The organism is Prevotella denticola (genome assembly GCF_900454835.1).
GTDB lineage: Bacteria > Bacteroidota > Bacteroidia > Bacteroidales > Bacteroidaceae > Prevotella > Prevotella denticola.
Genome location: NZ_UGTM01000001.1, coordinates 450,728 through 474,988 on the forward strand (window position 1 = coordinate 450,728; position 24,261 = coordinate 474,988).

General features: G+C 52.9%; 16 protein-coding genes. 8 read left to right on the top strand and 8 right to left on the bottom strand.

Going from position 1 to position 24,261, the window contains the following annotated elements; translation table 11 throughout:
• Nucleotides 1-85 precede the first annotated feature (85 nt).
• The 5 genes from DYH27_RS01870 (at nucleotide 86) to DYH27_RS01890 (ending at nucleotide 5,550) form a co-directional block, all read left to right on the top strand.
• Entirely contained in the window at nucleotides 86-853 is a 768-nt protein-coding gene (locus DYH27_RS01870; RefSeq protein ID WP_013671624.1) for a ParA family protein, read from the top strand.
• 159 nt (nucleotides 854-1,012) lie between these two features.
• Nucleotides 1,013-1,918, top strand: a complete 906-nt coding sequence (locus tag DYH27_RS01875) for a ParB/RepB/Spo0J family partition protein (RefSeq protein ID WP_004351694.1) — start codon at nucleotides 1,013-1,015, stop codon at nucleotides 1,916-1,918.
• A 218-nt stretch (nucleotides 1,919-2,136) separates the two neighbouring features.
• Entirely contained in the window at nucleotides 2,137-2,916 is a 780-nt protein-coding gene (locus tag DYH27_RS01880) for a DUF5683 domain-containing protein (RefSeq protein ID WP_004351625.1), read from the top strand.
• Between the two features lie 40 nt (nucleotides 2,917-2,956).
• Entirely contained in the window at nucleotides 2,957-3,199 is a 243-nt protein-coding gene (locus DYH27_RS01885; RefSeq protein WP_025068005.1) for a hypothetical protein, read from the top strand.
• A gap of 56 nt (nucleotides 3,200-3,255) precedes the next feature.
• Nucleotides 3,256-5,550: a RelA/SpoT family protein gene (locus DYH27_RS01890; protein ID WP_004351606.1), complete on the top strand. Its 2,295-nt coding sequence runs from the start codon at nucleotides 3,256-3,258 to the stop codon at nucleotides 5,548-5,550.
• Between the two features lie 616 nt (nucleotides 5,551-6,166).
• Here DYH27_RS01890 and DYH27_RS01900 read toward each other — a convergent pair.
• From DYH27_RS01900 to DYH27_RS01935, 7 genes are all read right to left on the bottom strand, one after another.
• Entirely contained in the window at nucleotides 6,167-6,835 is a 669-nt protein-coding gene (locus tag DYH27_RS01900; RefSeq protein WP_025068006.1) for an ATP-binding cassette domain-containing protein, read from the bottom strand.
• A complete protein-coding gene (locus DYH27_RS01905; RefSeq protein WP_025068007.1) occupies nucleotides 6,832-7,746 on the bottom strand; it encodes a hypothetical protein in 915 nt (304 codons plus the stop codon). Before DYH27_RS01905 ends, DYH27_RS01900 begins: the two co-directional genes overlap by 4 nt.
• Nucleotides 7,747-7,842: 96 nt before the next feature.
• Nucleotides 7,843-8,619 (bottom strand): ABC transporter permease, encoded by a 777-nt coding sequence (locus DYH27_RS01910; protein ID WP_025068008.1) that lies wholly within the window; start codon nucleotides 8,617-8,619, stop codon nucleotides 7,843-7,845.
• Between the two features lie 6 nt (nucleotides 8,620-8,625).
• The gene (locus tag DYH27_RS01915) at nucleotides 8,626-9,534 is read right to left on the bottom strand and encodes an ATP-binding cassette domain-containing protein (RefSeq protein WP_025068009.1); all 909 of its coding nucleotides are present in this window, start codon (nucleotides 9,532-9,534) and stop codon (nucleotides 8,626-8,628) included.
• Between the two features lie 74 nt (nucleotides 9,535-9,608).
• Nucleotides 9,609-11,369 (bottom strand): 1-deoxy-D-xylulose-5-phosphate synthase, encoded by a 1,761-nt coding sequence (locus tag DYH27_RS01920; protein WP_029216478.1) that lies wholly within the window; start codon nucleotides 11,367-11,369, stop codon nucleotides 9,609-9,611.
• A gap of 305 nt (nucleotides 11,370-11,674) precedes the next feature.
• A complete protein-coding gene (locus DYH27_RS01925) occupies nucleotides 11,675-13,153 on the bottom strand; it encodes an ATP-dependent DNA helicase (protein ID WP_025068010.1) in 1,479 nt (492 codons plus the stop codon).
• Nucleotides 13,154-13,561: 408 nt separating this feature from the next.
• Nucleotides 13,562-16,729: a glycoside hydrolase family 2 TIM barrel-domain containing protein gene (locus DYH27_RS01935; protein WP_025068011.1), complete on the bottom strand. Its 3,168-nt coding sequence runs from the start codon at nucleotides 16,727-16,729 to the stop codon at nucleotides 13,562-13,564.
• A gap of 219 nt (nucleotides 16,730-16,948) precedes the next feature.
• Between DYH27_RS01935 and DYH27_RS01940 the strand changes: the two genes are divergently transcribed.
• From DYH27_RS01940 to DYH27_RS01950, 3 genes are read left to right on the top strand one after another with little or no spacing between them, the layout of a single operon-like run.
• Nucleotides 16,949-19,636, top strand: a complete 2,688-nt coding sequence (locus DYH27_RS01940; protein ID WP_172462789.1) for a SusC/RagA family TonB-linked outer membrane protein — start codon at nucleotides 16,949-16,951, stop codon at nucleotides 19,634-19,636.
• Between the two features lie 32 nt (nucleotides 19,637-19,668).
• The gene (locus tag DYH27_RS01945) at nucleotides 19,669-21,303 is read left to right on the top strand and encodes a RagB/SusD family nutrient uptake outer membrane protein (protein WP_029216477.1); all 1,635 of its coding nucleotides are present in this window, start codon (nucleotides 19,669-19,671) and stop codon (nucleotides 21,301-21,303) included.
• Between the two features lie 8 nt (nucleotides 21,304-21,311).
• Entirely contained in the window at nucleotides 21,312-22,508 is a 1,197-nt protein-coding gene (locus DYH27_RS01950) for a metallophosphoesterase (protein WP_025068013.1), read from the top strand.
• Between the two features lie 314 nt (nucleotides 22,509-22,822).
• Here the strand turns inward: DYH27_RS01950 and DYH27_RS01955 are convergent, their stop codons facing one another.
• The gene (locus tag DYH27_RS01955; protein WP_244595137.1) at nucleotides 22,823-24,184 is read right to left on the bottom strand and encodes a histidine phosphatase family protein; all 1,362 of its coding nucleotides are present in this window, start codon (nucleotides 24,182-24,184) and stop codon (nucleotides 22,823-22,825) included.
• Nucleotides 24,185-24,261 lie beyond the last annotated feature (77 nt).

Genomic DNA, 24,261 nt, shown 5'->3' on the forward strand with positions numbered 1-24,261 from the left:
ACGAAAAAAGGTTTATAAAGTCCGCTTGTCTCGTATAAAATATGTATCTTTGTAGCCTGATAAACGTATTGGATTAAATAGAAAAATGGGAAAGATTATTGCACTTGCCAACCAGAAAGGCGGTGTCGGGAAGACAACCACCACTATTAATCTGGCGGCATCCCTGGCAACGCTTGAGAAGACCGTACTTGTCATTGACGCCGATCCGCAGGCCAACGCATCCAGCGGTCTGGGCGTAGACATCAAGGAGGTGGACTGCTCGCTTTACGAATGTATCATAGACCATGCAGACATAAAAGATGCCATTTACACCACCGACATAGAGGGGCTGGACATTGTCCCGAGCCACATCGACCTTGTCGGGGCCGAAATCGAAATGCTGAAGATCAACGGCCGTGAGAAAGTAATGAGCAACCTGCTTGCCTCTGTCCGCGGCGACTACGACTACATACTGATAGACTGCAGCCCGTCGCTGGGTCTGATTACCGTCAATGCGCTGACGGCAGCCGACTCCGTAATCATTCCTGTGCAGTGCGAATACTTCGCATTGGAGGGAATCAGCAAGCTGCTGAACACCATCAAGATCATCAAGAGCAAACTGAACCCGAAGCTGGAGATAGAGGGCTTCCTGCTGACGATGTACGACAGCCGTCTGCGTCTTGCCCGCCAGATTTACGATGAGGTGAAACGCCACTTCCAGGAACTCGTGTTCAAGGCGGTCATCCAGCGCAACGTGAAACTCTCGGAAAGCCCGAGCCACGGTCTGCCGGTCATCCTCTACGATGCCGACTCCACAGGGGCGAAGAACCACCTCTGCCTGGCAAAGGAAATCATCGAAAAGAACAAGGAGTAAGGTGAGGGAAAAACAGGGAATGCAATAAGGAGTGTGGCAAGGAATATGCAAGGCAAAGGCAAGGTTACAGACTGTCATCCCCGTCCGTCCCCGCTCATCCCCGCTTATTATCGCCTATTTCTGCCCATCATCGCCTATCCCCTACAAAAAAACAAAAACATGGCTGTACACAAGAAATATAACCGCAATGCAAAGACCAACGCCCTCGGGCGCGGACTTGACGCGTTGATTTCCACGGAATCAGTAAGCACACAGGGCAGCTCTACCATCAACGAGGTTGCCTTGGACCAGATTGAAGCCAATCCCAACCAGCCGCGCCGCGAATTCGACCCGGTGGCTCTGGAGGAGTTGGCAAACAGCATACGTGAGCTTGGACTTGTCCAGCCCATCACGCTCCGCCAGACCGATGAGAACCGCTTCCAGATCATTGCCGGTGAACGTCGCTGGCGTGCCAGCCAGCTGGCCGGCCTGACGGCCATTCCGGCCTACATCCGCACCATCAAGGACGAGAGCGTGATGGAACTGGCACTGGTGGAGAACATCCAGCGCGAAGACCTGAACGCCATCGAGATAGCCCTTGCCTACGAACATCTGCTGGAGAAGAGCGGCATGACGCAGGAGCGTGTGGCCGAGCGTGTGGGCAAGAGCCGTGCCGCCATTGCCAATTACCTGCGTCTGCTGAAGCTCCCGGCACAGGTACAGATGGGATTGCAGAAAAAGGAAATCGACATGGGACACGCCCGTGCGCTGCTTTCGCTGGACAGTCCTTCGCTGCAGCTGAAGCTCTATCGTGAGATTCTGAAGAACGGATACAGTGTCCGCAAGGTAGAGGAACTCTGCCAGCAGCTCAACAGTGGTGAAGACATCCAGAGTGCCAAGAAGAAGATCGCAGCCCGTACCCGCCTGCCGGAGGAGTTCAATCTCCTCAAGCAGCGTCTTTCGGCATTCTTCGACACGAAAGTGCAGATGAGCTGCAACACCAGAGGAAAGGGTAAGATCAGTATTCCGTTTGATTCAGAAGAAGAGCTGCTGCACATCATGGAGGTGATGGACAAGATGAAGTAGGCTCTTCCGGGTTGATGAGAGGACAAGGAATGACTACAAGATGGGCTGCAGGTGCCGGTCCGGGGGAATGGTTCCCAACTGCTCGGGAACATCATTCCCAGCCGTCGGGAACATTATTCCCGACCGTTCGGGAACCGTTGTCCCAACCGACCGGGAATTTCGCTTCGGCAGTCAGATGGCTGGGAAACGGCGGCTTGTGTTAAGACAAAAGGGTAGTGATGAGATTGAATGGTATAATCCGCAGAAGCCTGATGGCGGTTGGTGCGCTTGTCAGTATGACAGGCATACAGGCACAGGTACCGCAGCATGACACGATAAGGGTTGTCTATCCGGGCGACTCGGCGGTCGTCGAGGTGCCTGGTTCACAGGACAAGTACATCGAGGAAAAGGCGATCCTTACGCCGGATGATGAGGGAAGACTCACTTCCGTAATACGGAAGGACAGCACCGGCATGGTAAGGAAGAAAGGACGCGACTGGACCCGGTGGCGGCCCAGCCCCAAGCGGGCACTGTGGCTGGCACTCGTGTTGCCGGGCGCCGGCCAGGTCTACAACCGCAAGTACTGGAAGCTGCCGATTTTCTACGGAGGCTTCGTGGGCTGCATCTACGCTATGACGTGGAACAACCAGATGTATCATGACTATGCCCAGGCATACATTGACATCATGGACAACGACCCGTCTACACAAAGCTACAACAATTTCCTGCACCTCGGGACGACCATCACCCCGGCCAATGAAGAGCGGTACAAAAGCATCTTCAAGCAGCGCAAAGACCGTTACCGCCGCTGGCGCGACCTGAGTGTCTTCACCACCATCGCTGTCTATGCGCTGTCGGTCATCGATGCTTACGTGGATGCCTCACTGTCTGATTTCGACATATCGGACAACCTTTCCCTGCATATTGCGCCGACAGTCATCCCCGACAAGCGCATCACGGCATCCGGAACTCCTTTCCGCTCGTCGGCTATCGGCATTGGCTGCAGCCTGACATTCTAAGCAGCGACGCACAGGACTTGCGCCAACCGAACAATAAGCGATGAACCGAAAACGACATATAGTACTCTTCCTCATGGCACTACTGGGAACGGCCGGTATTGTCCGGGCACAGCACCAGACGGTTGTTGACAATCACGGAAAGGCTGTCGATGTGCTTATTCCCTCCACCGAGGGAATGATGGAAGGATATGTGGTTGCAGACTATTCCGATGCGAAATTTTGGCATGACGGAATGCTGTCGCCGGCACAGCTGGACAGGCCGCACCTTACCGGCAAGGCGTAATGGTACATTAACAAGATTCTTTCACCTTATTGTTATATATAAAGGGAGAATGCACAATGGACAAGGACAATACAGAAGTTAAGGAAACTGACTATGAGAAGATGGTAGACGATGCCTTCCAGCATCTGATAGACACCTATCTTGCCTCGCGCCACCGGAAGAAGGTGGATATCATCACCAAGGCATTCAATTTTGCCCGGCAGGCACACAAAGGAGTGCGCCGGCTGTCGGGGGAACCTTATATCATGCACCCCATCGCCGTCGCCCAGATTGCCTGTGAGGAGATGGGACTCGGGGCAACGAGCATCAGTGCGGCCCTGCTGCACGACGTGGTGGAAGATACCGACTATACTGTCGAGGACATAGAGAACATTTTCGGACCGAAGATAGCGCAGATTGTCGACGGACTGACAAAGATTTCCGGCGGCATCTTCGGCGAGCAGGCTTCCGCACAGGCCGAGAACTTCAAGAAGCTGCTGCTGACGATGAGCGACGACATCCGTGTCATCCTCATCAAGATATGCGACCGGCTGCACAATATGCGTACACTTGCTTCCCAGCCTGCCAACAAACAGTACAAGATAGCGGGTGAGACGCTCTATATCTATGCGCCGCTTGCCAACCGGCTGGGACTGAACAAGATCAAGACCGAACTGGAAGACCTCAGTTTCCGCTATGAGCATCCGGATGCATACGCCTCCATCGAGAAGAAACTGGCTTCCACGCAGGCGCAGCGTGACGCGCTTTTCGCAGAGTTCACGGCTCCTATCCGTGCCGAACTTGACAAGATGGGATTCCAGTATGAAATCAAGGCACGCGTGAAGAGCCCTTATTCCATCTGGAACAAGATGCAGAACAAGCACGTCACCTTTGAGGAGATTTATGATATTCTTGCCGTACGGATCATTTACAGGCCGAAGTCGCCGGAAGAGGAAATCAACAACTGTTTCCAGATTTATGTGGCAATCAGCCAGATTTACAAGAGCCATCCCGACCGTCTGCGCGACTGGGTGAACCATCCCAAAGCGAACGGCTACCAGGCTCTGCACGTGACCCTCATGTCGGCCAAGGGACGGTGGATAGAGGTGCAGATTCGTTCCGAGCACATGGATGAACTGGCCGAGCAGGGCTTCGCTGCCCACTGGAAGTACAAGGACGGCGGTGAAATAACCGAGGATGAAGGCGAACTGAACGAGTGGCTCAGTACCATCAAGGAAATCCTCGACGACCCGCAGCCCGATGCCATGGACTTCCTCGATGCCATCAAGCTCAACCTCTTCGCCTCCGAGATCTTCGTCTTTACACCGAAAGGCGAAATCAAGACGATGCCGGCAGGATGTACGGCACTCGACTTTGCCTTCCAGATACACACTTTCCTCGGCAGTCATTGCATCGGTGCAAAGGTCAACCACAAACTCGTGCCGTTGAGCCACAGGCTCAACAGCGGCGACCAGGTCGAGATTCTGACTTCCATGTCGCAGCACGTCAATCCGTCATGGATCAACTTTGTCTCTACGGCGAAGGCCAAGGCGAAGATACAGGCCATCCTCCGCCGCGAGAGCCGTGAGATACAGAAGACGGGGGAGGAGCAGCTGGCGAAGTGGCTGAAGGCGAACGACCTTGAGATGACCACCTCCGTACTGGACAAGCTCTGTGACTTGCACGATCTTCAGAAGCATGAGAGTCTTTTCCTTGCTGTCGGCGACAGGACGGTCATCCTCGGCGACACGGATCTGGACGAACTCCGGGGAAAGAAGAAAGGGGAGAAGGCCATCTCTGTGAGCAAGTGGCGGCGTTACGTGCCGTTCCTGAAGTCGAATGGGAAGAAAGTGACCGGGCCGGTGGATGCTGACGATACGGCTTCGGCAGAGGGACTGATTGTCGTGACCAGGGATTTCAACCGGAAGAAACCGGTCTTCATCAGCGAGGAGAATATCCATCGCTACCTTTTCCCACACTGCTGTCATGCCATTCCCGGCGATGATATCCTCGGCTATATAGACAACAAGAACCACATCGAAATCCACAAGCGGTCCTGTCCTGTGGCTTCAAAACTGAAGGCGAGCTACGGTACGCGCATTCTGGATGCCAAGTGGGATATGCACCGCCGGCTCTTCTTCGATGCGACAGTAGAGATACGGGGTATCGACCGCAGCGGAATGCTGCACGACATTTCCGATGTGCTTTCCGATCAGCTGGGCATCAACATCCGCAAGATAACCATCTCCAGTGACAACGGCATCTTCGAAGGGACAATCGAGATGCAGGTCTACGACCGGAAGGATGTCAAGTTCATCGTAGAAAGCATGATGAACATCAAGGATATGCAGGAGGTGCAGGAGGTGCTTTGACATAGCGGCCTCATTCCATCTCTTTTCCGAATGGGGGAGGAATAGTTTTTTTCGTTAAAAGCATAGACAGAGAATAAGACCGAGGCAGATAATATCCGGCAACTGCCGGCATTATACATCTGCAGTGACCGAGTCCCGATAAATATCAATGCTGCCTGATGGACATTTGCCGTGCAAGGCAGCCATCAGCGTTATGCCGTATATGATAGCGATAGGAGTGGAACGGCCTTTTCTTCAGATGTGCTGATGCCCGTCACATTTTGTGTTGTCGGCAGACACCAGTCGTGTTGACGGCCCGCTCCATGCCATATATTGCCTGGAGGGGAGCCTGCTTGTTGCCGGAGAAGAGCTGTGCGGGCAGAACTTATCTGAACAGGGGGGCTTTTCCGGAAACGATGCGGAATGGTCAGTTTAAAAGAAGTCATGGGAAATCTTGCGGTTTGAGTTTTATCGGATAGCATCAGATAAACATAAGTGCAGGAAAAGGGAATGTATGGTCTCGGTAAACCATCAGTCCCTCACGTCAAGCCCATACGCTCTTCACGATAGCCATCTGTGCATTTAACGGAAGGGCCTGGAATATGCCATTTGCCTGTAATCTGTTTTACAGGTAATTTCAGATGTCCTCTTTGAGTATGTATTTCTTTAGATCATCCTCAATGACTTTTGGAACGACTTCTTTTCCCTCATAGGTCTTCATCATCTTACCTTGGTGGATGTATGCCAGAGTCTCGCAGATATCGGTCAAGGCAGAGATGATGTGAGAGGATATCAGGAATGTGCTTCCCTCTCTCTTTCTTTTGACTATCCAGTCTTTCAGTAGGATGACACCTGCGACATCCAATCCGTTGAAAGGTTCGTCCATGATATAGAAGTCACACTTCTGCATCATCAGTGCCATGAGCATCAGACGCTTTCTCATTCCCAAAGAGTATTTCGACGGATAGCTATTCAACGGAAGATGAAACAGCTTGTTGTACTGATTGATTTCTTCACCGGTACACGGAAGATGGGCAGCTTTCAGGCAGAATTCCAGAAACTCCTTGCTGGTAACCAGCGGGTAAAAGTAAGGCGTATCGGGCAGATAACCTATCCTGCAATGTTCTTCCATGATGACGTTGCCCTGATAATGTTCCAGGCCCGCAAGACACCTGAACAATGTGCTTTTGCCGGCACCGTTCTCTCCTACGATGCCATACGCTTTACTTTTCTCTAACCGGAGGGTCATGCCATGAAGGATGACGGACGAGCCGTATTTCTTCCTTATATTGTTTATCTGAATCATGCTGAATATTTGCTGTAGACCATAAAAGATAACAGAAGGGTGGTGAACGCAGCCAAGGGAATCATCACGGTCTTCATATATCCTATGGCATCGACCATGAACAAAGCTGATAGCACAATCATGATTACAATCGGATTGTCTATTTTGAAATACCTGATAAGCTCCGACTGGAAAAGAAAGATCGTGGCAAGGATATATATCATGACGACTTCTCCGATAACAAGGGCGTCAGCTTTGTGTATCAGGAGGATAGCGAAGAAGGGACATAGCAGTGCGAATGTATTCCCGATGGCATATATTGACTGTAAATGAATCATTCTCAAAGGGGAAGAGTAGAACATCAGATGGCTCTTCCTGACAGGCTGACAGATGAGGAATCCAAGCAGATATACGAAGAGCAGTAGTGTGGCATAGGTGATATTGATGTTATGGTACAGCAGCCCCATGCAGGATGCGAATATCCCCAACAGGTAAGGGATAAGCAGCGTCCTCATACTGCCGGCATACTGATAAGAGCCTTTCAGCAGGAAAGGAAAAGTAAACATTGTGAACTGCAGCCGGGGTCTGGGCAGCATAGGCAGGGCAATCGCTATTGCCAGACACATGAGAAGTGGCAGCCAATAGAGGCGGAGCGCACAGATAGCTATTAATGGAGTGGAAAGAAGGACATACTCTGCCATCAGCAGCCTCTTCTCACTTCCGTACAATATCTGCAGGAGTTCCCTGTCGCCTCTGCTATAATGGAATCCGGCCACGAGAGCGGCATCAACCAGTATGATATTCGTCTGCGGAGCCAATGACAGTATATAGAGCAATAAGCCTGCGACACACAGCAGAAGGACAGAGATGATTATTCCAAGTCCCTTCATCAGACGGTAAACGATTAGAAGCTGTAATTTCAGGAAATTCATGTGCTTTGACCGGATAGCAAGGAGTCGGATTCTACCTTGTCCTTTATGAACCATTACATTGATGAGACCAAGGAGTGAAGCCGCTGCAGGCTGCCTTCAGAATTTTGACAGTGAACCGCTTTCTTTACTCTTGATGATTAAGAATTTCAGACAGAGATACCCTAAGAGCAAGTATAATCCATCATTGCAGAGAATGACCGTCAGGGTATTCGGTGTCAAAGATGATCCACGGAGCAACAACTGCTGTATGGCCGCATTCGCCTTTGCAAAGGGAAACAGCAACATGAGTGCTGTCTTGGAAGAGATAAAGACTGCCCCGTAGGTCAGGATACCAAAGACGATGGAGGATACCATGCTGTAGAATGACGATATGCTCTTGTATTTTAATGCCAGTGAGGCGCACATGATTCCCAGACCTATAAGCGAGAAGATGGATATGAGAAACAGCGGAAGTACAGAGAGCCATTGAATAAAAAGACCCGCTTGCACGGAAGGGACCAGAAGAACGCAGATAAACAGTGTGAGAACGGACTGGATGATGGTAATCACACTTGACACAAGCCCCTTGACCAGAAGTAATGTGAAGAAAGATCTTGAATTGAGATACAGCTGTTCTATTGTTCCCTGGACAGTCTCCGACACGATGGAATCCACCACGGAGATGAAAGAGTTGTTGGCGATGAGCCAGATCATGAACGAGCAGATAAACGCCCATGTCTTGACCTCCGGTTTCCCCCGGAGGAGGACATGGGAGAGCAATACCATGAGCACAGCCCAGAAGAGAATATTGAACAGCGTGTTGAATTTATACCTGAAAGCCAATTTGATGGATTTGACAAACTCTGCCTTCAAAAGTCCCCAGAAATACATCATGATGAATCAGTTTAAATAAAAATCTTTTAAGTTCTCTCCTTCTATCTCCACGCTTGTCACCTCGTGTCCTTCTTGGTTCAGTCTGTCGATTTCCTTGCCCAATAGGAGTGCAGTGGTGAGAAGTCTGATTGTACAATAGAGGTCGTGCCGTTCCAGAATTTCATATCTGGCGGCCTGTAACTTGTCGATATCAGGATGCAGGATTTTAAGGATGAAAGAGTTGTCGAAGCTTGCTGTATCTTCTTTCCTTTTCATGACTCCGTCTTGCAGCTTGAATATCTGCCGGGCGGTGCGTTCTATGAAGTTAAAGTCATGAGAAGTCATGATGATCAATCTGTTTGAAGTGATTTCCGGGGATGACAGGAAACTGCTCAGCCCGAATGCACTCTCAATGTCCAGTCCAAGGGTCGGCTCATCAAGGAATACGACGGGGGTGTTCATGCTCAGCGCACAGATGATGGCGACCTTTTGCTGCATCCCGCGAGACAGATTCTCTACCAGCTGATTCCTTTTGTCGTATAATCCTAATTTGTTGAGGAGTTCCTTGCTCTGACTACTTACGGCATTGAACGGGACGCCACGCACGGCGGCGAAATACTTTATGTTTTCCCATGGCGTCAGCTTGTAGTAGATGTTCCGGCTGCCTTCAGACAGCAGCGCAAAGGTCCTGTTCTTTTCTTCCTTGCTCATTGTCTGGAGGTCTTTCCCGAAATATTCTATCTTCCCCTCTTTATAGTCCAGCAGGTCTGTGCAGGATCTGATAAAAGTCGTCTTGCCTGCTCCATTCGATCCCAGGATGGCGACAACGCCTTTCTCCAAAACGATATTCACATCTTTCAGGACCTCATTCCCATTGGATGAGGTCCTGAAAGTCTTTTTCAAATGATGTACGGAAAGTGCAGTTGTATTATCCATATATCCCGAGTATTTCTTGCTGAATTTAGTGTTGTGGTGGATAGGAAAACTATCCAGACGGTTTTTCTGGCTCCCTACGAGATGAGTGCCATCACGTCCTCGACAATCTGCTCGTCGAGCAGGCGGTTGTCAGACAGCAGCTGGTGGAGGTCGAAGCGGTCGTAGAGGTCTTTCTTCACGCCGCCTACAAGCACTTTCATGCCGGACGTGCCGTAATAGGAAGCGATGCGCTCGCCGAAGCCGCCGTCCTTACTGCCGTCTTCCAGCGTCACGACCAGTTCGTGGCTCTCCTTCAATGCGTCGAGCGTCTCTGCATCCACGGCATTCAGGTAACGGGGGTTGATGAGCGTCGCATCAATGCCCTTTCCGTCAAGCAGACGGACCACATTCTCTCCTTTCTGATAGAAAGAGCCGGCAGCAATGATGGCCACCTTCTCCCCCTTGTGCGTTGTTTTGTATCGCGGTTCATAGCCGTACTCCGTGTCGACAGGTTCTGCCGTATGGTTCACCCCGTTGCCCGGTATGCGGATTGCAATGGGTTTCCTGTCCTGGCAGACGGCCCAGCGAAGCATGGCAAAGTATTCCTCGCACGTAGCGGGGGCAAGGTAGATGAGGCCGGGAATGCTGCACAGCATCGGGATGTCGAAGAGGCAGATGTGCGTGATGTCGTTCATCGATGCCGTACCACCCCCTGCCACGTTGATGACTGCCGGGTTGGAGTTGATGCAGAGATCCTGCGCTATCTGGTCGTAGGTGCGCTGGAGGAAGGTGCTGAACACCGTCCATACAGGATGCAGTCCGCCTTTCGCCATCCCCGAAATCATCGCTACGGCCTGCTCCTCTGCAATCCCCACATCGATGTGCTGCCGGCCGGCCTCCCGGCGTTTCTGCGGCGTGAAGCCTGCAACCGACGGCGTACCCGACGTGACGGCGACGAACCGGCTGTCCTGTTTCATCTCTTGCAGCATCCAGTCGCTGATCAGCTGATCGTAGGACTCGTGTGCAGGCTGCTCCGGACGGCTGCCGTCTGCCACGTTGAACGGCATGCTGTAATGCCATGCCTCCTTGTTCTCTACGGCGGGGAAGAAGCCATGTCCCTTCTCGGTGTGGATGTGGACGACTGTCGGCCTGTCCGTGTCTTTCACACTGCTGAACACCTCGATGAGTTTCTCCACGTCGTTCCCTTCTTCCAGGTATCTGTATTCAAATCCCCATGCCTTGAACCAGTTGTGCCCGCAGGTGCCGTGGCTTTCGCGCAGGGCACGCAGATTCTTGTAGATACCGCCGTGGTTTTCAGCAATGGACATTTCGTTGTCGTTCACGACGATGATGATGCCTGTGCCGAGTTCCGATGCCTCGTCCAGTCCCTCGAAAGCCTCACCGCCGGAGAGCGAACCGTCACCGATGACAGCGATGATGTTCTCCTTCGTACCCTTGATGTCGCGGGCTTTCTGCAGCCCGGTGGCAAGGCTTACGGAAGTGGAGGTGTGCCCCACCTCGAAGTTGTCGTACTCCGGGCATTCCGCAGGCGATGAATAGCCGCTGACGGCATCCATCTCTTCCTTATCGCCGAGGAATCCAGACACACGCCCCGTCAGTATCTTGTGCGGATAGCTCTGGTGGCTTACGTCGAATACGAGCTTGTCTTCCGGTGCGTTGAACACGTAATGCAGGGCGACGGTAGCCTCTACGAAACCGAGGTTCGGCCCTACGTGCCCGCCGTGTCTGCTTACACGGTTCAATACGGCCTGGCGTGTCTCGTCGGCCACGGTCTTCAAGGCCTCAATGTCCAGTTGTTTCAAGTCGGCTGGCGACTGTATCTTCTCTATATACATTGTTGTGATTTTATTTCCTGGTGCAAAGTTACTTTTTTTCTGCTTCAGTGCTATACTCGAAGTCCCGAAAATGCAACTTTCCCTACGTCTTATGGCAAAACCTTGTCCGGACAGGGAAGTCCTGAGAAGACATTACGTCTTGAGCGGATCGCCCGGAAAGGCTGCCATGTTCTCTCCGGCTACAGATTCCGGATTTCCCGACTGGCCGGGACGGCCGTTCCCAGGCATCGGGAATCATGTTCCCAAGCACCGGGACATCTGTTCCCGACCGTTTGGGACCTGTGTCGTCTGCCGCAGGATGCCGCTCATTTTCCGGTGTCTGTAGGCTTTGCCACCTGTGTCTCCGGCCAGTTGACAAGATAAAGATGCTCTGTGGCACGGGTAAAGGCAGTGTAGATCCAGTGGATGTAGTCGGGCGTGAGCATCTCATCGGTCATGTAGCCCTGGTCGAGATAGACGTGTGCCCACTGCCCGCCCTGTGCCTTGTGGCAGGTGACGGCGTAGCCGAACTTCACTTGCAGGGCGTTGTAGTAAGTGTCCTCACGGACTTTCTTCATGCGGTCGGCCTTCAGCGGTATGTCGGCATAGTCCTCCAGCACATTCCGGAAGAGCTGCTCGTTCTGTTCATGTGTCAAGGCGGGTGCTTCTGTCGTGAGCGTGTCGAGGATGACTGTCATTTCCTCTTCCTGAGTGTCATAGTCCGGAAACTCCAGCGTCACATCGGCAAACCGGAAGCCGTGAAGTTCCCGCACGTTGCGGACACGGCGGACAACGGCCCGGTCGCCGTTGGCGATGAAGGTCAGGGAAGCTGTGGCAGGCATGGAATGCTCTGTTGCTGTTTCCCGAGAGAGGCCGTCCGGCGGAGTCATATACTTGTTCTTCACCACCATCAGCATATCGCCTGCCGTCAGTTCCTCCTCACGTCCGAGTACCATGTTTCGGATGCCCTGGTTGAAGACGTTGGCACGCCTGTTGGAGCGGGTGATAACCATCGTCTCGTCCATACCTACCTTCGAATAGCTGGAAGCGAGGCTCTCGATGAGTTCGTCGCCGGGGACAATGGAGATGTCGGCAAAGCCTTCGAAGTGTATCTTCGGCAGCTGTGTAGCTTCATTATGGGTGATCATCCGACGGATGAGGGTGGCGTTGTAGAGAATGCCGGAATCCTGGCTCTGCCGGAGCACCTCGTCCAGATCGCACGTATAGACAGCCAGTCCGTAGGCCTGCAGCACATCTGCACGCAGGGCAGGGCTCTCCTCCTCGCCTACAGGTGGCAGCTGTGCCTTGTCGCCCACAAGCAGCAGACGGCAGTTGCGCCCGTTATAGACATACTGGATGAGGTCGTCCAGCAGGCATCCGCTGCCGAAGGTCGTATTGCCTGCCGACAGGCTGATCATCGATGCCTCATCGACCATGAAAAGCCGGTCGCGGAAGAGATTGACATTCAGGTTGAACTTTCCGTCCATACCTGTAAATGCCTTCTCCCGGTAGATAGACCGGTGGATGGTGGCAGCCGGCTGACCGGCATTCAGCGAGAACACCTTTGCGGCACGTCCGGTAGGAGCCAGCAGCGATACCCTCTGCTTCAGTTCCTGCATCGTTCGTACAATGGCGGCGGCCAGGGAGGTCTTTCCCGTACCGGCACTGCCACGGAGAAGCATCACGGAACGCTCGTTACGGTCGGTCATAAAGCGTGCAAAGACTTCTATGGCGTTCCGCTGGTCGTCGGTAGGAACGAAACCGAAGTTCCGCAGAACCCTGTATGTTAATTCTTCGTTTATCATCTCTGTTATTCCGGAATCAAGGAAGCTGGAGGTGAAGGATGTCTGTTTCATTGATTGGACTTCCTCTGCCGTTAAATCATATTTTGAAAGAAATATATTCTGTTTACAAATTTACATAAAAAAAGTGGATTATATGCCAGTCTGTTGAATAATGCCTCTTTTTCTGCAGAGAAATACGTTTCGCCGGTTCTGTCTCCATCATCTGCGCATGAAAACAGAAAGATACAGGGAGAGTTGACAATGCTCATATATGGACAGAAGTCCGGCGGTAGGAAGTAACTGTAAAAACAAAAACAGCCATATCTCTGCAGCGGATGCATTGATATGGCTGTTTTAATGCCTTTCAGGTTACAGAAGTCTGTTTATTCTGTAGGGGTGGTTTCTGTGGCGGATTGTCTTGTGAAAGATTCAGCGTACCGGTATGATCCAGAAGTGCATGGAGCGGTTCCCAGCCGGCAGCTGATACTTCTCCAGCGGTTCGGAACCCCAGCTGTCGATACCGCCGACCCCCATCATCGCCGCGTCCAGGGTGAGATTCGTGTACTCCGATAACGGTACCTGGTAGCTGTGACGTTGGTGTTTCTCCTTTCCTTCGTCGAGGTCTGAGATGTTATAATGCAGGGCGCTGGCAGAGAAAGCTGCCTCGTCAGGCTGTATACGGAAGCCACGGTTGCTGCTGTCAGTCTGCTGCCACCAGCGGATGTCGCTCTTCGTACCTGTTTCCTGTGGACGGATGTAGGGGAAGAACTGTTCGTCAGCCGTCTGCTCATAGCGTCCGATACGCTGTGAAAGTTTGCGGTCGGCATAGTTCTCTACAGGTCCGCGGCCGTAGAAGACCGACCTGTCCATCTTGTAAGGGAGCTGCATCAACATTCCGAAACGGGGGAGATTCGGTGTCTTGCTGCCTTTCTTCATTTCCATTTCCATACTGACATGGAGTGCGCCGTCCGGTGTGGCATGATAGACAAGACGCAAGCCAGCTCCTGTCTCCGGCATATCATACACTGCTGTAAGGCATCTGGTCTTCTTCTCAACTTCCAGCGATTTCAGCATCAGTGTGGGATTGCGCCATACAGAAAGGCGGTTCTGGAAGTCTGCCCCCATGTCATTGTCTGTCACGGCCCGCCAGAAGTTGGGCTTCAGTGTTCCGCCTTCACCCAGCAAGTCGTGCCCGTCAACCTGATAACTCGTGAGGAAGCCGGTCTTGCGGTTGAACGTGATGCTGAAGCCGTTGCCGGAAAATCGGACAAGATTTTCCTTTATCTTGTCTGTGACTTTTATCTTGTCCTTCACAACCGGTTCCCTCTTCTGTACGGGCTGCCAGGGCTGCACCTCCATCTGCGCTTCTGCCACGGTCTGTCCTGTTGTCATCAGTGGCTCGGCATCCTTCAATTTGAAGTCTATATTCAGCAGGACTTCACCGTCGTATTCCTTTCCTGTGATAGGCAGGGTGTATTCGGTGGTCTGCTGCGGTGCAATGTCCAGCTGGTCAATCGTACCGCTCTTGACGGTTTCCCCTTCATTAACGAGACTCCACTCCATACGGTAATTACCGAGGTCGCGGAAGAAGTATTCGTTGTGGATGCGTATCTTTCCTTGTCTGAGGTCGACCGGTGAAGCCCAGATGTTCTGGTATTCGTAGCCTACCTCATAGGCGTGCGGATTCAGTTGGCGGTCGGGGCCGATCATGCCATTGCAGTTGAAATTGTTGTCTGACGGGTCATGCCGGTTGTAATCACCTCCATAGGTGTATTCGGTCTTCACGTTCGCTTCCTTTGCCATACGCTCATAGTCGGCCAGTGAGCGGGAAGCATCGAAATGAGGGGTGCGATGCAATGCCTGGTCGACAAAATCCCAGTCGAAGCCGCCTTGGTATTTCGGGTATCTGCGGACGAGATCCCAGTATTCTTTCAGGTTGCCGCCCGAGTTTCCCATTGTGTGATTGTACTCACACTGGATGAGGGGACGGGTATGACTGTCGTCCTGTGCATATTTCTCACAGGCTTTCGGAGGATAGTACATCGGACAGAAGATGTCCGTAGCATATCCCTTCAGCTCCGCCCGTTCGTACTGGACGGGGCGGCTCTTGTCCTGCGACTTGATCCAGTCGTAGGCTTCATCGAAGTTCTTGCTGTACCGTGTCTCGTTGCCGAGACTCCAGATGACAATACTGGGATGGTTGAATTTCGTGCCTACATTGTGCTGGTTGCGCTCCATGATCTGTCTGGCAAAGAGGGGAGTGCCTGACACGGCATCCTCACCATAGCCGAAGCCGTGGCTCTCCTGATTGGCCTCGGCGACGACATATAGCCCGTACTCGTCGCAGAGATCGTACCACAGAGGGTCGTCAGGATAGTGGCAGGTCCGCACAGCGTTGACATTCAGCTGCTTCATAAGTTTGAGGTCCTGTATCATCCGTTCACGTGTTACCACATAACCGCCGTCCGGATCCATCTCGTGGCGGTTTGCTCCCTTGAAGAGGACTGGCTGCCCGTTGACCAGCACCTGTGCGTTTTTGATTTCAACTTTGCGGAAACCGACCCGGAGAGGAATTGTTTCAAGCTCTTTCCCGGTCCTGGCATCCTCGGTATGTACATACAGATAATATAGATAAGGTGTTTCCGCAGTCCATTTCCTGGGATTCCTCAATTCCATGAAAGCCTTTGCCTGTCCGGTTTTGTCCGGACTGGCTGCAGTCTTGCAGACAAGTTGACGGTCGGCATCTTCCAATACAAGGAATGCTTTTGTTCTACCGGAAAGCTGAAGGTTGACGCTGAGCGTTCCGTCCTTGTAGTCGTTTACGAGGTCTGGCGTGACACGTATGTCCTTCAGGTGCTGTCTGGCATCACGGGCGTAGAGGTAGCTTTCGCGCGCAACACCGCTGAGCCGCCAGAAATCCTGGTCCTCGCAGTAGCTGCCGTCCGACCAGCGGAACACCTGAAAGGCTATCAGGTTGTCACCTTTCCGGAGGTATCTTGTCACGTCAAACTCTGGTCCGATTTTTGAATCTTCACTGTAGCCGACGAACTGTCCGTTTACCCACAGATAGATGCAAGACGTTACCGAGCCGAAGTGGGCGATGACCTGCTTTCCGTCCCAGCTGTCCGGAATGTGGATGGTACGACGGTACGAACCGACGTGGTTGTCTTTGACAGGCACTTCAGGTGGATTGTTCTTGAAGTTCCCTCGCCATGCAAAGCCGATGTTCACATAGACGGGGTCGCCAAAGCCGTTCATCTCCCAGATGCCGGGGACAGGGAAGTCCTTCCACTGTGAATCATCGTAATCTGTACGGAAGAAGTCGGTCGGACGCTGGTCGGCATTCTCCACCCATTTGAACTTCCAGTTGCCGTCGAGTGGGAGGTAGTTCTTCGATTTCTTTTTGTCCGGTTGTTGGCCAACGAGGTCATCTTCTGGAGAAAAGGCAAAGAAGTCCGTGTGTGTTGCTAAACGGTTGACGGCGTTCACCTGAAGGTCGTGCCATTCCGTGAAATCCGGCATCTGTGTGGTGTTTTGTGCCCGGCTTCCCGTCACGGACATCCCCATCAGCAGAGCCGCTAAAAGTATCTTTTCCATTTGGTAAGAATTTAGGTTTTTCCCTTCAGGCTCTCCATGATAAAAAGATCCGTTGGGAGAATTATATCGACAAATTTAGCAAAAAAAATGGTAATCTGGCATTTGTCTCCCGGAAATTGTGTATATTTGCTAAAACAAACAGCATATATAACAAATATTACCTATTATAATATGACTGGACATAATTTCATTACCCATACGATTGTTTGCTGCTTTTTGATGCCGGTTTCTTCTGTTGTGGCAAATGCCCAAAGACAACACAAGCCACATATTACGGTTCAGAAGCCACTGCCGTTCCACGTCAATGACACGCTTCCCGTCATCGGGTCGATAGCGAAAATCGGAGAGAAACAGATGAACAAAGGTCTGGTCAGTTCGGCGCTCGACGCTTTGTCCGGACAGGCTGTGGGCGTGAATGTCGTCACGAACGGACAGGACCGTATGGCCATGCTGACAAGCGTGCGTGTGCGTGGTACTACCTCTCTTACCGGCGGCAACGACCCGCTGGTCATCATTGATGGAGTGTCTTCCGACCTGGCCACCTTGTCTACCATTTATCCGGCCGACATCGAGAGCTTTACCATTCTCAAGAATGCCTCCGAGACGTCCAAGTACGGTTCGCGGGGTGCGTCGGGTGTCATCGAGGTAAGGACGAAGCGCGGCAAGGGCAGCAAGTTCCAGATCTATTATGACGGGATAATAGGTTTCGAACACGTATATAAACGTCTCCGAATGCTGAATGCGGCCGAGTATGTCAGTGCAGCAAAGGCATTGGGACTGGACTATGTAGACAAGGGATTTGACACTGATTTCCAGAAGGAGGTGGTACGGACAGGCTTTGTCAATACACATCATGTTGCTTTCAGCGGTGGAAGTGAGAAGTCGAACTACCGTGCTTCGCTGGGTTATATGCGGGGACAGACGGTAATCAGGAACAAGGACTACAGTAATTTCACGGCAAAGCTGGACATCTCGCAGCTTGCCTTTGACGAGAAGCTGAAGATTGACTTCGGGGTCTTCGGGGCTTCCCAGCAGGATGACAAGATATACGACCTCCAGATGCTTGCCTACTCCACAGCGGCAATGAATCCCACCATGGCTTTCGGTAAGATCGGAGACGGCTGGCAACGCAACGGCAACTCCTCGCAGATAGCATCCCCCGCACCCTTGCTCCTGGAACGCAACGACGAGAAGAACCTTACGTTCAACACGCATCTGCAGCTGTCCCTGCAACTGGGACACGGACTGCAGCTTTCTACCTTAGGCTCTTACTCCTATACCTCGACGGAGAATGCGAAATTTGCTCCTACATGGGTGTGGGCGCAGGGCATGGCATACCGGGGAGAGCGGAAGACGGAAGAAATGCTGGGGAGTATCTCCCTCGACTGGAAACGGCACTGGGGCATACACGACCTCTCTGCCACCCTGCTTGCTGAATACCAGAAAAAGAAGATGGCTGCTTTCTGGACACAGGTGAAAGGACTTACCAGCAACAGCTTCGGCTACGACAACCTCGCTGCAGCATCCGACCGTCCTTACGGAGGAACAGGCAGCAGCTATGCAGACCCTGGACTTGCCTCCTTCATGGGTACTGTTACCTATACGCTTCTCGACCGCTATACGCTCAATCTGACGACCCGTACCGACGGTTCATCGATGGTGGGCAAGAGCCATACCTGGGGAGTCTTCCCTTCCGTTTCGATGACTTGGAACATGAAGAGGGAACGGTTCCTCAACAGCTGCAAACCGGTCAGTCTGCTTGACCTGCGAACGGGCTACGGCCGTTCCGGCAACCTCGGGGCCATCAGTTCCTATCTGACCATGAAACAGTTTGTTCCAGCCGGTCTGGTTTCCTACAATGGTACGCCGACCGTAACGATGGGAACGCTGCGCAACAGCAATCCTGACCTGCGGTGGGAGATACGAAGCACTTTCAACCTCGGTGTTGACCTCGGCCTGTTCAGCAACCGGGTGCTGCTTACGGCAGAGTGCTACTATTCCAAGACGACCGATATGCTCTACGAGTATGATGTGCCCGTACCGCCTTTCTCCTTCAACAAGCTCCTGGCCAACATCGGTTCGATGTCGAACACCGGTTTCGAGCTGGGCATCGGGGTCGTGCCGGTCTCGAAGAAGGACATGGAACTCAACGTCAATGTCAATATGTCCTGGCAGAAGAACAAGCTGCTCTCGCTGAACGGAAGGTGCAACGGCAGGGAGATGACCGCATCGGACATTACGGCCATCGGAGGCATGAACGGCGCCGGCTTCCACGGCGGCAACAGCGACATACTGTACCAGATTGTCGGCCAGCCCCTGGGCGTGTTCTATCTTCCTCACTGCAAGGGAATCGTTGACAACGGGCACGGACACTACAAATACGACATCGCCGACCTGAACGAGGACGGCGTGATCGACCTCAGCGACCATGGCGACCGCTACATTGCGGGACAGGCCACGCCGAAGATGACGCTGGGCTCCAATATCAGCTTCCGCTACAAGAACTTCGACATCTCGCTGCAGATGAACGGAGCTTTCGGCCATAAGATCTTCAACGGGACGGCGCTGTCCTACCTGAACATGTCGAACTTCCCCGACTATAACGTGCTGGCGGAAGCTCCCGGGCGCAACATCGTAGACCAGAACGTGACCGATTACTGGTTGGAACGTGGCGACTATCTGAACTTCGATTATCTCGCCATCTGCTGGAACGCCCCCGTCAGGAGCAAGTACATCAGTTCCCTGCGCTTTTCGTTCAACATCAACAACCTCGCTACCATCACTTCCTACAGCGGACTGACGCCGATGATCAACAGTTATGTGGTGGACAATACGCTGGGTATAGACGACAAACGCACCTATCCTCCTTACCGCACTTACTCCATCGGAGTGAGCATCAAATTTTAAGCATGGTATCTTAACACAAACAACTGTCCCACATGAAATACTTACGCCATACCCTGTTATTTTTAAGTGTTCTGACCCTGATCGGCTGCCTGGACGAGAATGCAAGAGACAGCCTCGACGAAGAGCAGGTCTATACCTCGGCGAAGGCCGTCTATGTCAATGCTGTCGCCACCTTATATAACTATATTGGAAGCGACAGGGACAGCGAAGGACTGCAGGGCACTTACCGTGGGGTTTACGATTACAACACCTTTACAACTGATGAGGCACTGATTCCGATACGGGGCGGTGACTGGTACGACGGCGGTTTCTGGGAGAATCTGTACCTGCATCGCTGGAAGACTGACGACAAGCCGCTTTACGATACCTGGGTGTATTTTTACAAGGTGATTATCTTCTGCAATGACGGTCTTGCCGTCATCGACAAGTACAGGCATCTGCTTACCGATGCACAGTACAGGGCTTACCGGGCCGAGGTCCGTGCCGTCCGTGCCATGTTCTATTTTTACCTCATGGATATGTTCGGCAATGTCCCGCTGATAACGAGTGTGGACGATACGCCTGGAAACGCCGTCCAGGCCGGCCGGCCGGAGGTATATGGGTTTGTCGTGAAAGAACTGCAGGAGGTTGAACCGTTGCTTCCTGCCGGCCACAGTAATCTTGAGGGGGCAGACTATGGACGCATGACGCGTTCCGTTGCTGATTTCCTCCTTGCCAAGCTCATGCTGAATGCCGAGGTATATGCTGATGCCGACTGGACGGACGGACAGCAGCCGGACGGCAGTCAGCTTTATTTTACAGTCGACGGACAGCGGCTGAACGCCTGGCAGGCCTGCAAGCACTACTGTGACAAAGTGACGGCGGCTGGCTTTACGCTGGCTTCCGACTACCTGAGCAATTTCGCTGTCCACAACGAGAACTCACCGGAAAACATCTTTATCATCCCGATGGACAAGCATCTCTATAAAGCCCAGTTCCAGTATCTGTTCCGTTCCCGCCACTATGCCCACGGCGGCGCGGTGGGCACTTCCTCTGAGAACGGGGCCTGTGCGACGCTCTCCACCGTCCACACCTATGGTTATGGAACCGGTACGGTTGACAAGCGGTATGCCTGTAATCTTTATTCTGACACGGTACGTGTGAACGGCGAGATCGTCCGGCTGGAGAACGGCGACCCGCTTGTCTATATGCCGCTTGCCGTGGAGGTGAACCTCACGAACAGTCCGTATGTCAAGACGGCAGGGGCAAGAATGGCGAAATACGAAGTGGATCCCAATGCCTACAACGACGGCAAGAGTCCGGACAATGACATTGTTCTTTTCCGTTATGCCGACGTCCTGCTGATGAAGGCTGAGGCCGAAGTGCGCAACGGAGAGAACGGTGATGCCGAGATGAATGCCGTACGCAGCCGCAGCGGAATGGGTTATCGGCCGGCCACTCTGGGCAACATCCTTGCCGAGCGGCTCATGGAACTGATGTGGGAGGGGTGGCGGCGCAACGATCTTATCCGCTTTGATCGTTTCCATCGCTCCTACGACCAGCGCACGGCACCGGCGACAGAGGCCGACCGGCATACCATCGTCTTCCCGATTCCGGCACGTGTCGTAGACCTCAACGGCAAGCTGGTGCAGAACAAAGGCTATGAGGCCCGTCCTAAGAGCAAATGAGCATATCAATGAGAAGAACTTTCAAGGAACAGCTGCTGCCCATACTGCTTTTCTTCCTGCTGCTCGTCCTGCCCGATGGGTATGTAGGATGGAGATACCTTCTGCCGTCCCATGTCCTTTGGCCCGGCATTGTCTGGTTTCTGCCGACTGTTGCTACCATCGTAGTCTTCTATCTCTTCCGTGCAGGGGTCTATCATAATGCACTTCTGCGTGCCTTTACGGCCATTCTTCTCTGTCTCGACCTGCCCAAGCTGCTGTTTGTCCTGTTGCAGTTCATCCTCCCGCCGGCGGCCGCCCTGCTGTGTGCCGCCGCACTGATAGCCGTCTTCATCTACGGCTTCTTCTTCGGCTGGCGGCGCATTGTTGTCCGGACGGCAACCTGTGAATCGCCGCTGCTCCCGCAGGCGTTTGACGGTTATCGCATCCTACAGCTGAGCGACCTCCACCTCGGCACTTATCTTCGTAATCCTGGGTTTATCAGGAAGCTGGTGCGGATAGTCAACGAACAGAATCCTGACCTGGTGGTTTTCACCGGCGACCTGGTGAATGTGCGGGCAGACGAGGTGCTCCCTTTCCTTGCCGACCTCGGCCGGATAACCGCTCCGGATGGTGTCTACAGTGTCATGGGCAACCATGATTACTGTGAATATGGGATGGAAGCAGCGAATGGGGACAGGCGCAGCGAACGGAAAGGAGCTTTCGCCAGGGAGCCGGCAGCACAGCGCAACCAGCGTGTACTGGAGTATCTGGAAGAAAAAATCGGCTGGCATCTGCTGATGAACCGTCACGTCAGGATTGTTCGCCGCCGTCAGGAAGTCGGAACGGAAGGCTCTGAGTCGATAGCACTTATCGGTGTGGAGAATATCAGCCGGCCGCCTTTCAAGAGCATGGGCGACCTGGAGAAAGCCATGGAAGGGCTGTCTCCGGGTACGTTCAAGATTCTTCTCAGCCACGACCCTACACACTGGCGGCGTGGTGTCCTGCACAAGACGGATATAGCCCTCACCCTTTCCGGACACACCCATGCCGGACAGTTGAAGATCGGGCGGTTCTCTCCAGTCAAGTGGGCTTATCACGAATGGGGTGGGAAATACGTCGAGGACGGCTCTATGCTCTATGTCTCTCTGGGTATCGGAGGTACTGTCCCGTTCAGATTCGGGGCATGGCCGGAGGTGAATGTAATCAGGCTCATACGCAGACCGTGAGCAGGCATCGCACAGCAAAGCAGCATAATCTCCCATACGCAGTCTCTTTTAGCATGGAGCGGGGCATCAGCACGGCTGGTGTCTGCCGACAACTCCATACGTGACGGGCGTCAACACGCTTGCAGGAAGGCCGGTTTATTCTCTGTCGAGGTAACATAACAGTAAGCCACTGATGACCGGTTTACACGAGAAACATTTACCTGACAGTATTGGTACAATATGGGCTTGTGTTTTGTTGCAGGAGGGACGTTATGGCATGGAATAGAAAGGTCATGCCATAACGTCCCTCTTTTTGTAATAGAAGGTGGGTGCTGTTACTGCTTGTGATAGCTGTCGAGCTTTGCAAGATAGAACTTTCTGAAGTCGTCCCACCTATAATAATAAGGTGTGCCGGTGGCAGGCAGCGGCATCGTTGCCTCTTCTTCATTGAGCAGTGCCTTCACAAGGATGTCGGCATTGGGCTTCCTGGCATTTTTGTAGAAGATAAGCTGTATGTTGGCAGCCATCGGGAAAATGCGCGATCCGATCCACCCTCGTGCCTCAAGACTGTCTACCTGGTTCACTTGTGCATTGCTGTTGTTGAGGTCGAGCAGGCACGCCAGCGGCATGACCATCGTTTCATGTCCGAAGCGGAGCGTCGCTCCCGGATGCGGAAGGGAAAGACACGAGTCGGCCGTGCTGATGATGTTGCGCAGCAGGTTGCGTTGTGAGAAGGGTTGTGTGCCGCCGTTCTGGGGTGCGCCTGCATAGTGGAGATACCACCAGACATTGGCACGCTGCCAGAAGCGGTACTGTTCATCGGGGGTGAAGAGGTCGTACAGCGACAGCGAGCGGCGTATCTCGGAGTTCTGGACGATACCTGCCAGACTGAAGAGGTCGTGTGCCAGCTGCGGCGCATCCACGTTCCGGGCTGCATAGGCTGTGTCATTGAAGAGACGGGACATCAGCGGACGATAGTCCAGATGCTGTTTTTCCCATTCCTCCATGGTCTTTTTCACCTCGTTATTCTCCTTCCGCCGGGCGAGCTTCTCGTCAGAGAGGTTCATGTAGTACATATCATGTGTACTGGCATCGTGACGAATCTGCAGGCGCGGATTGTGGCGGAGGAGTTCCTGAAGCTCATTTTCCATGGACAGGATGCAGCGGATGACGACCGTCGACCGGGCATCTACCCACACCGGACCGTTGAAGACGGACGGGAAACGCTCGTACATCCGCCGTGCTATCTGCCGGTGCTGCTCTGCACCCAGGGGTGTCAGTTCGCCCCATCTGTCGTACGATTCTGCCAGCATACGGCGTATCTTCGTTATTGCTTCCTTTCCCTTCCCGGTGAGGACACCTGCCGAGTCGGCCCGCTCCAGTACTTGCAAGGGGCGGGTGTACTGCTGCTCCCGGATAAGATAGCGTGAACCGTGCCGTCCGTAGTGGGAGATATAAACAGGGGCATAACCTGCCGGAGGCGGTGTGAGCCTGCCCGAAGGTGCGGGATAGGCAAGATAGTTGCTGGCCGAAAGCTCCGGCCGTGCATTGATTTCCTTTCTGAACGACTGTGCCGACAAATACAGGGTCGGCAGAAATGACAGCAGGAACAGTAGAAGCCTCACCCCCAGCCCCTCTCCGAATGGAGAGGGGAGTGGAATGTACTGTTTACTGTGGAAGGATATGGAATGGGACATATAGTTTACTGTGGAAGGATATGGAATGAAATGTAATGTTTACTGTGGAGGGATATGGAATGAGACATATAGTTTAC

What these genes read in the sequence shown, in the direction of transcription:
- DYH27_RS01870 (WP_013671624.1), top strand. Translation starts at nt 86, where the DNA reads ATGGGAAAGATTATTGCACTTGCCAACCAGAAAGGCGGTGTCGGGAAG.
- DYH27_RS01875 (WP_004351694.1), top strand. Translation starts at nt 1,013, where the DNA reads ATGGCTGTACACAAGAAATATAACCGCAATGCAAAGACCAACGCCCTC.
- DYH27_RS01880 (WP_004351625.1), top strand. Translation starts at nt 2,137, where the DNA reads ATGAGATTGAATGGTATAATCCGCAGAAGCCTGATGGCGGTTGGTGCG.
- DYH27_RS01885 (WP_025068005.1), top strand. Translation starts at nt 2,957, where the DNA reads ATGAACCGAAAACGACATATAGTACTCTTCCTCATGGCACTACTGGGA.
- DYH27_RS01890 (WP_004351606.1), top strand. Translation starts at nt 3,256, where the DNA reads ATGGACAAGGACAATACAGAAGTTAAGGAAACTGACTATGAGAAGATG.
- DYH27_RS01900 (WP_025068006.1), bottom strand. Translation starts at nt 6,835, where the DNA reads ATGATTCAGATAAACAATATAAGGAAGAAATACGGCTCGTCCGTCATC.
- DYH27_RS01905 (WP_025068007.1), bottom strand. Translation starts at nt 7,746, where the DNA reads ATGAATTTCCTGAAATTACAGCTTCTAATCGTTTACCGTCTGATGAAG.
- DYH27_RS01910 (WP_025068008.1), bottom strand. Translation starts at nt 8,619, where the DNA reads ATGATGTATTTCTGGGGACTTTTGAAGGCAGAGTTTGTCAAATCCATC.
- DYH27_RS01915 (WP_025068009.1), bottom strand. Translation starts at nt 9,534, where the DNA reads ATGGATAATACAACTGCACTTTCCGTACATCATTTGAAAAAGACTTTC.
- DYH27_RS01920 (WP_029216478.1), bottom strand. Translation starts at nt 11,369, where the DNA reads ATGTATATAGAGAAGATACAGTCGCCAGCCGACTTGAAACAACTGGAC.
- DYH27_RS01925 (WP_025068010.1), bottom strand. Translation starts at nt 13,153, where the DNA reads ATGATAAACGAAGAATTAACATACAGGGTTCTGCGGAACTTCGGTTTC.
- DYH27_RS01935 (WP_025068011.1), bottom strand. Translation starts at nt 16,729, where the DNA reads ATGGAAAAGATACTTTTAGCGGCTCTGCTGATGGGGATGTCCGTGACG.
- DYH27_RS01940 (WP_172462789.1), top strand. Translation starts at nt 16,949, where the DNA reads ATGCCGGTTTCTTCTGTTGTGGCAAATGCCCAAAGACAACACAAGCCA.
- DYH27_RS01945 (WP_029216477.1), top strand. Translation starts at nt 19,669, where the DNA reads ATGAAATACTTACGCCATACCCTGTTATTTTTAAGTGTTCTGACCCTG.
- DYH27_RS01950 (WP_025068013.1), top strand. Translation starts at nt 21,312, where the DNA reads ATGAGAAGAACTTTCAAGGAACAGCTGCTGCCCATACTGCTTTTCTTC.
- DYH27_RS01955 (WP_244595137.1), bottom strand. Translation starts at nt 24,184, where the DNA reads ATGTCCCATTCCATATCCTTCCACAGTAAACAGTACATTCCACTCCCC.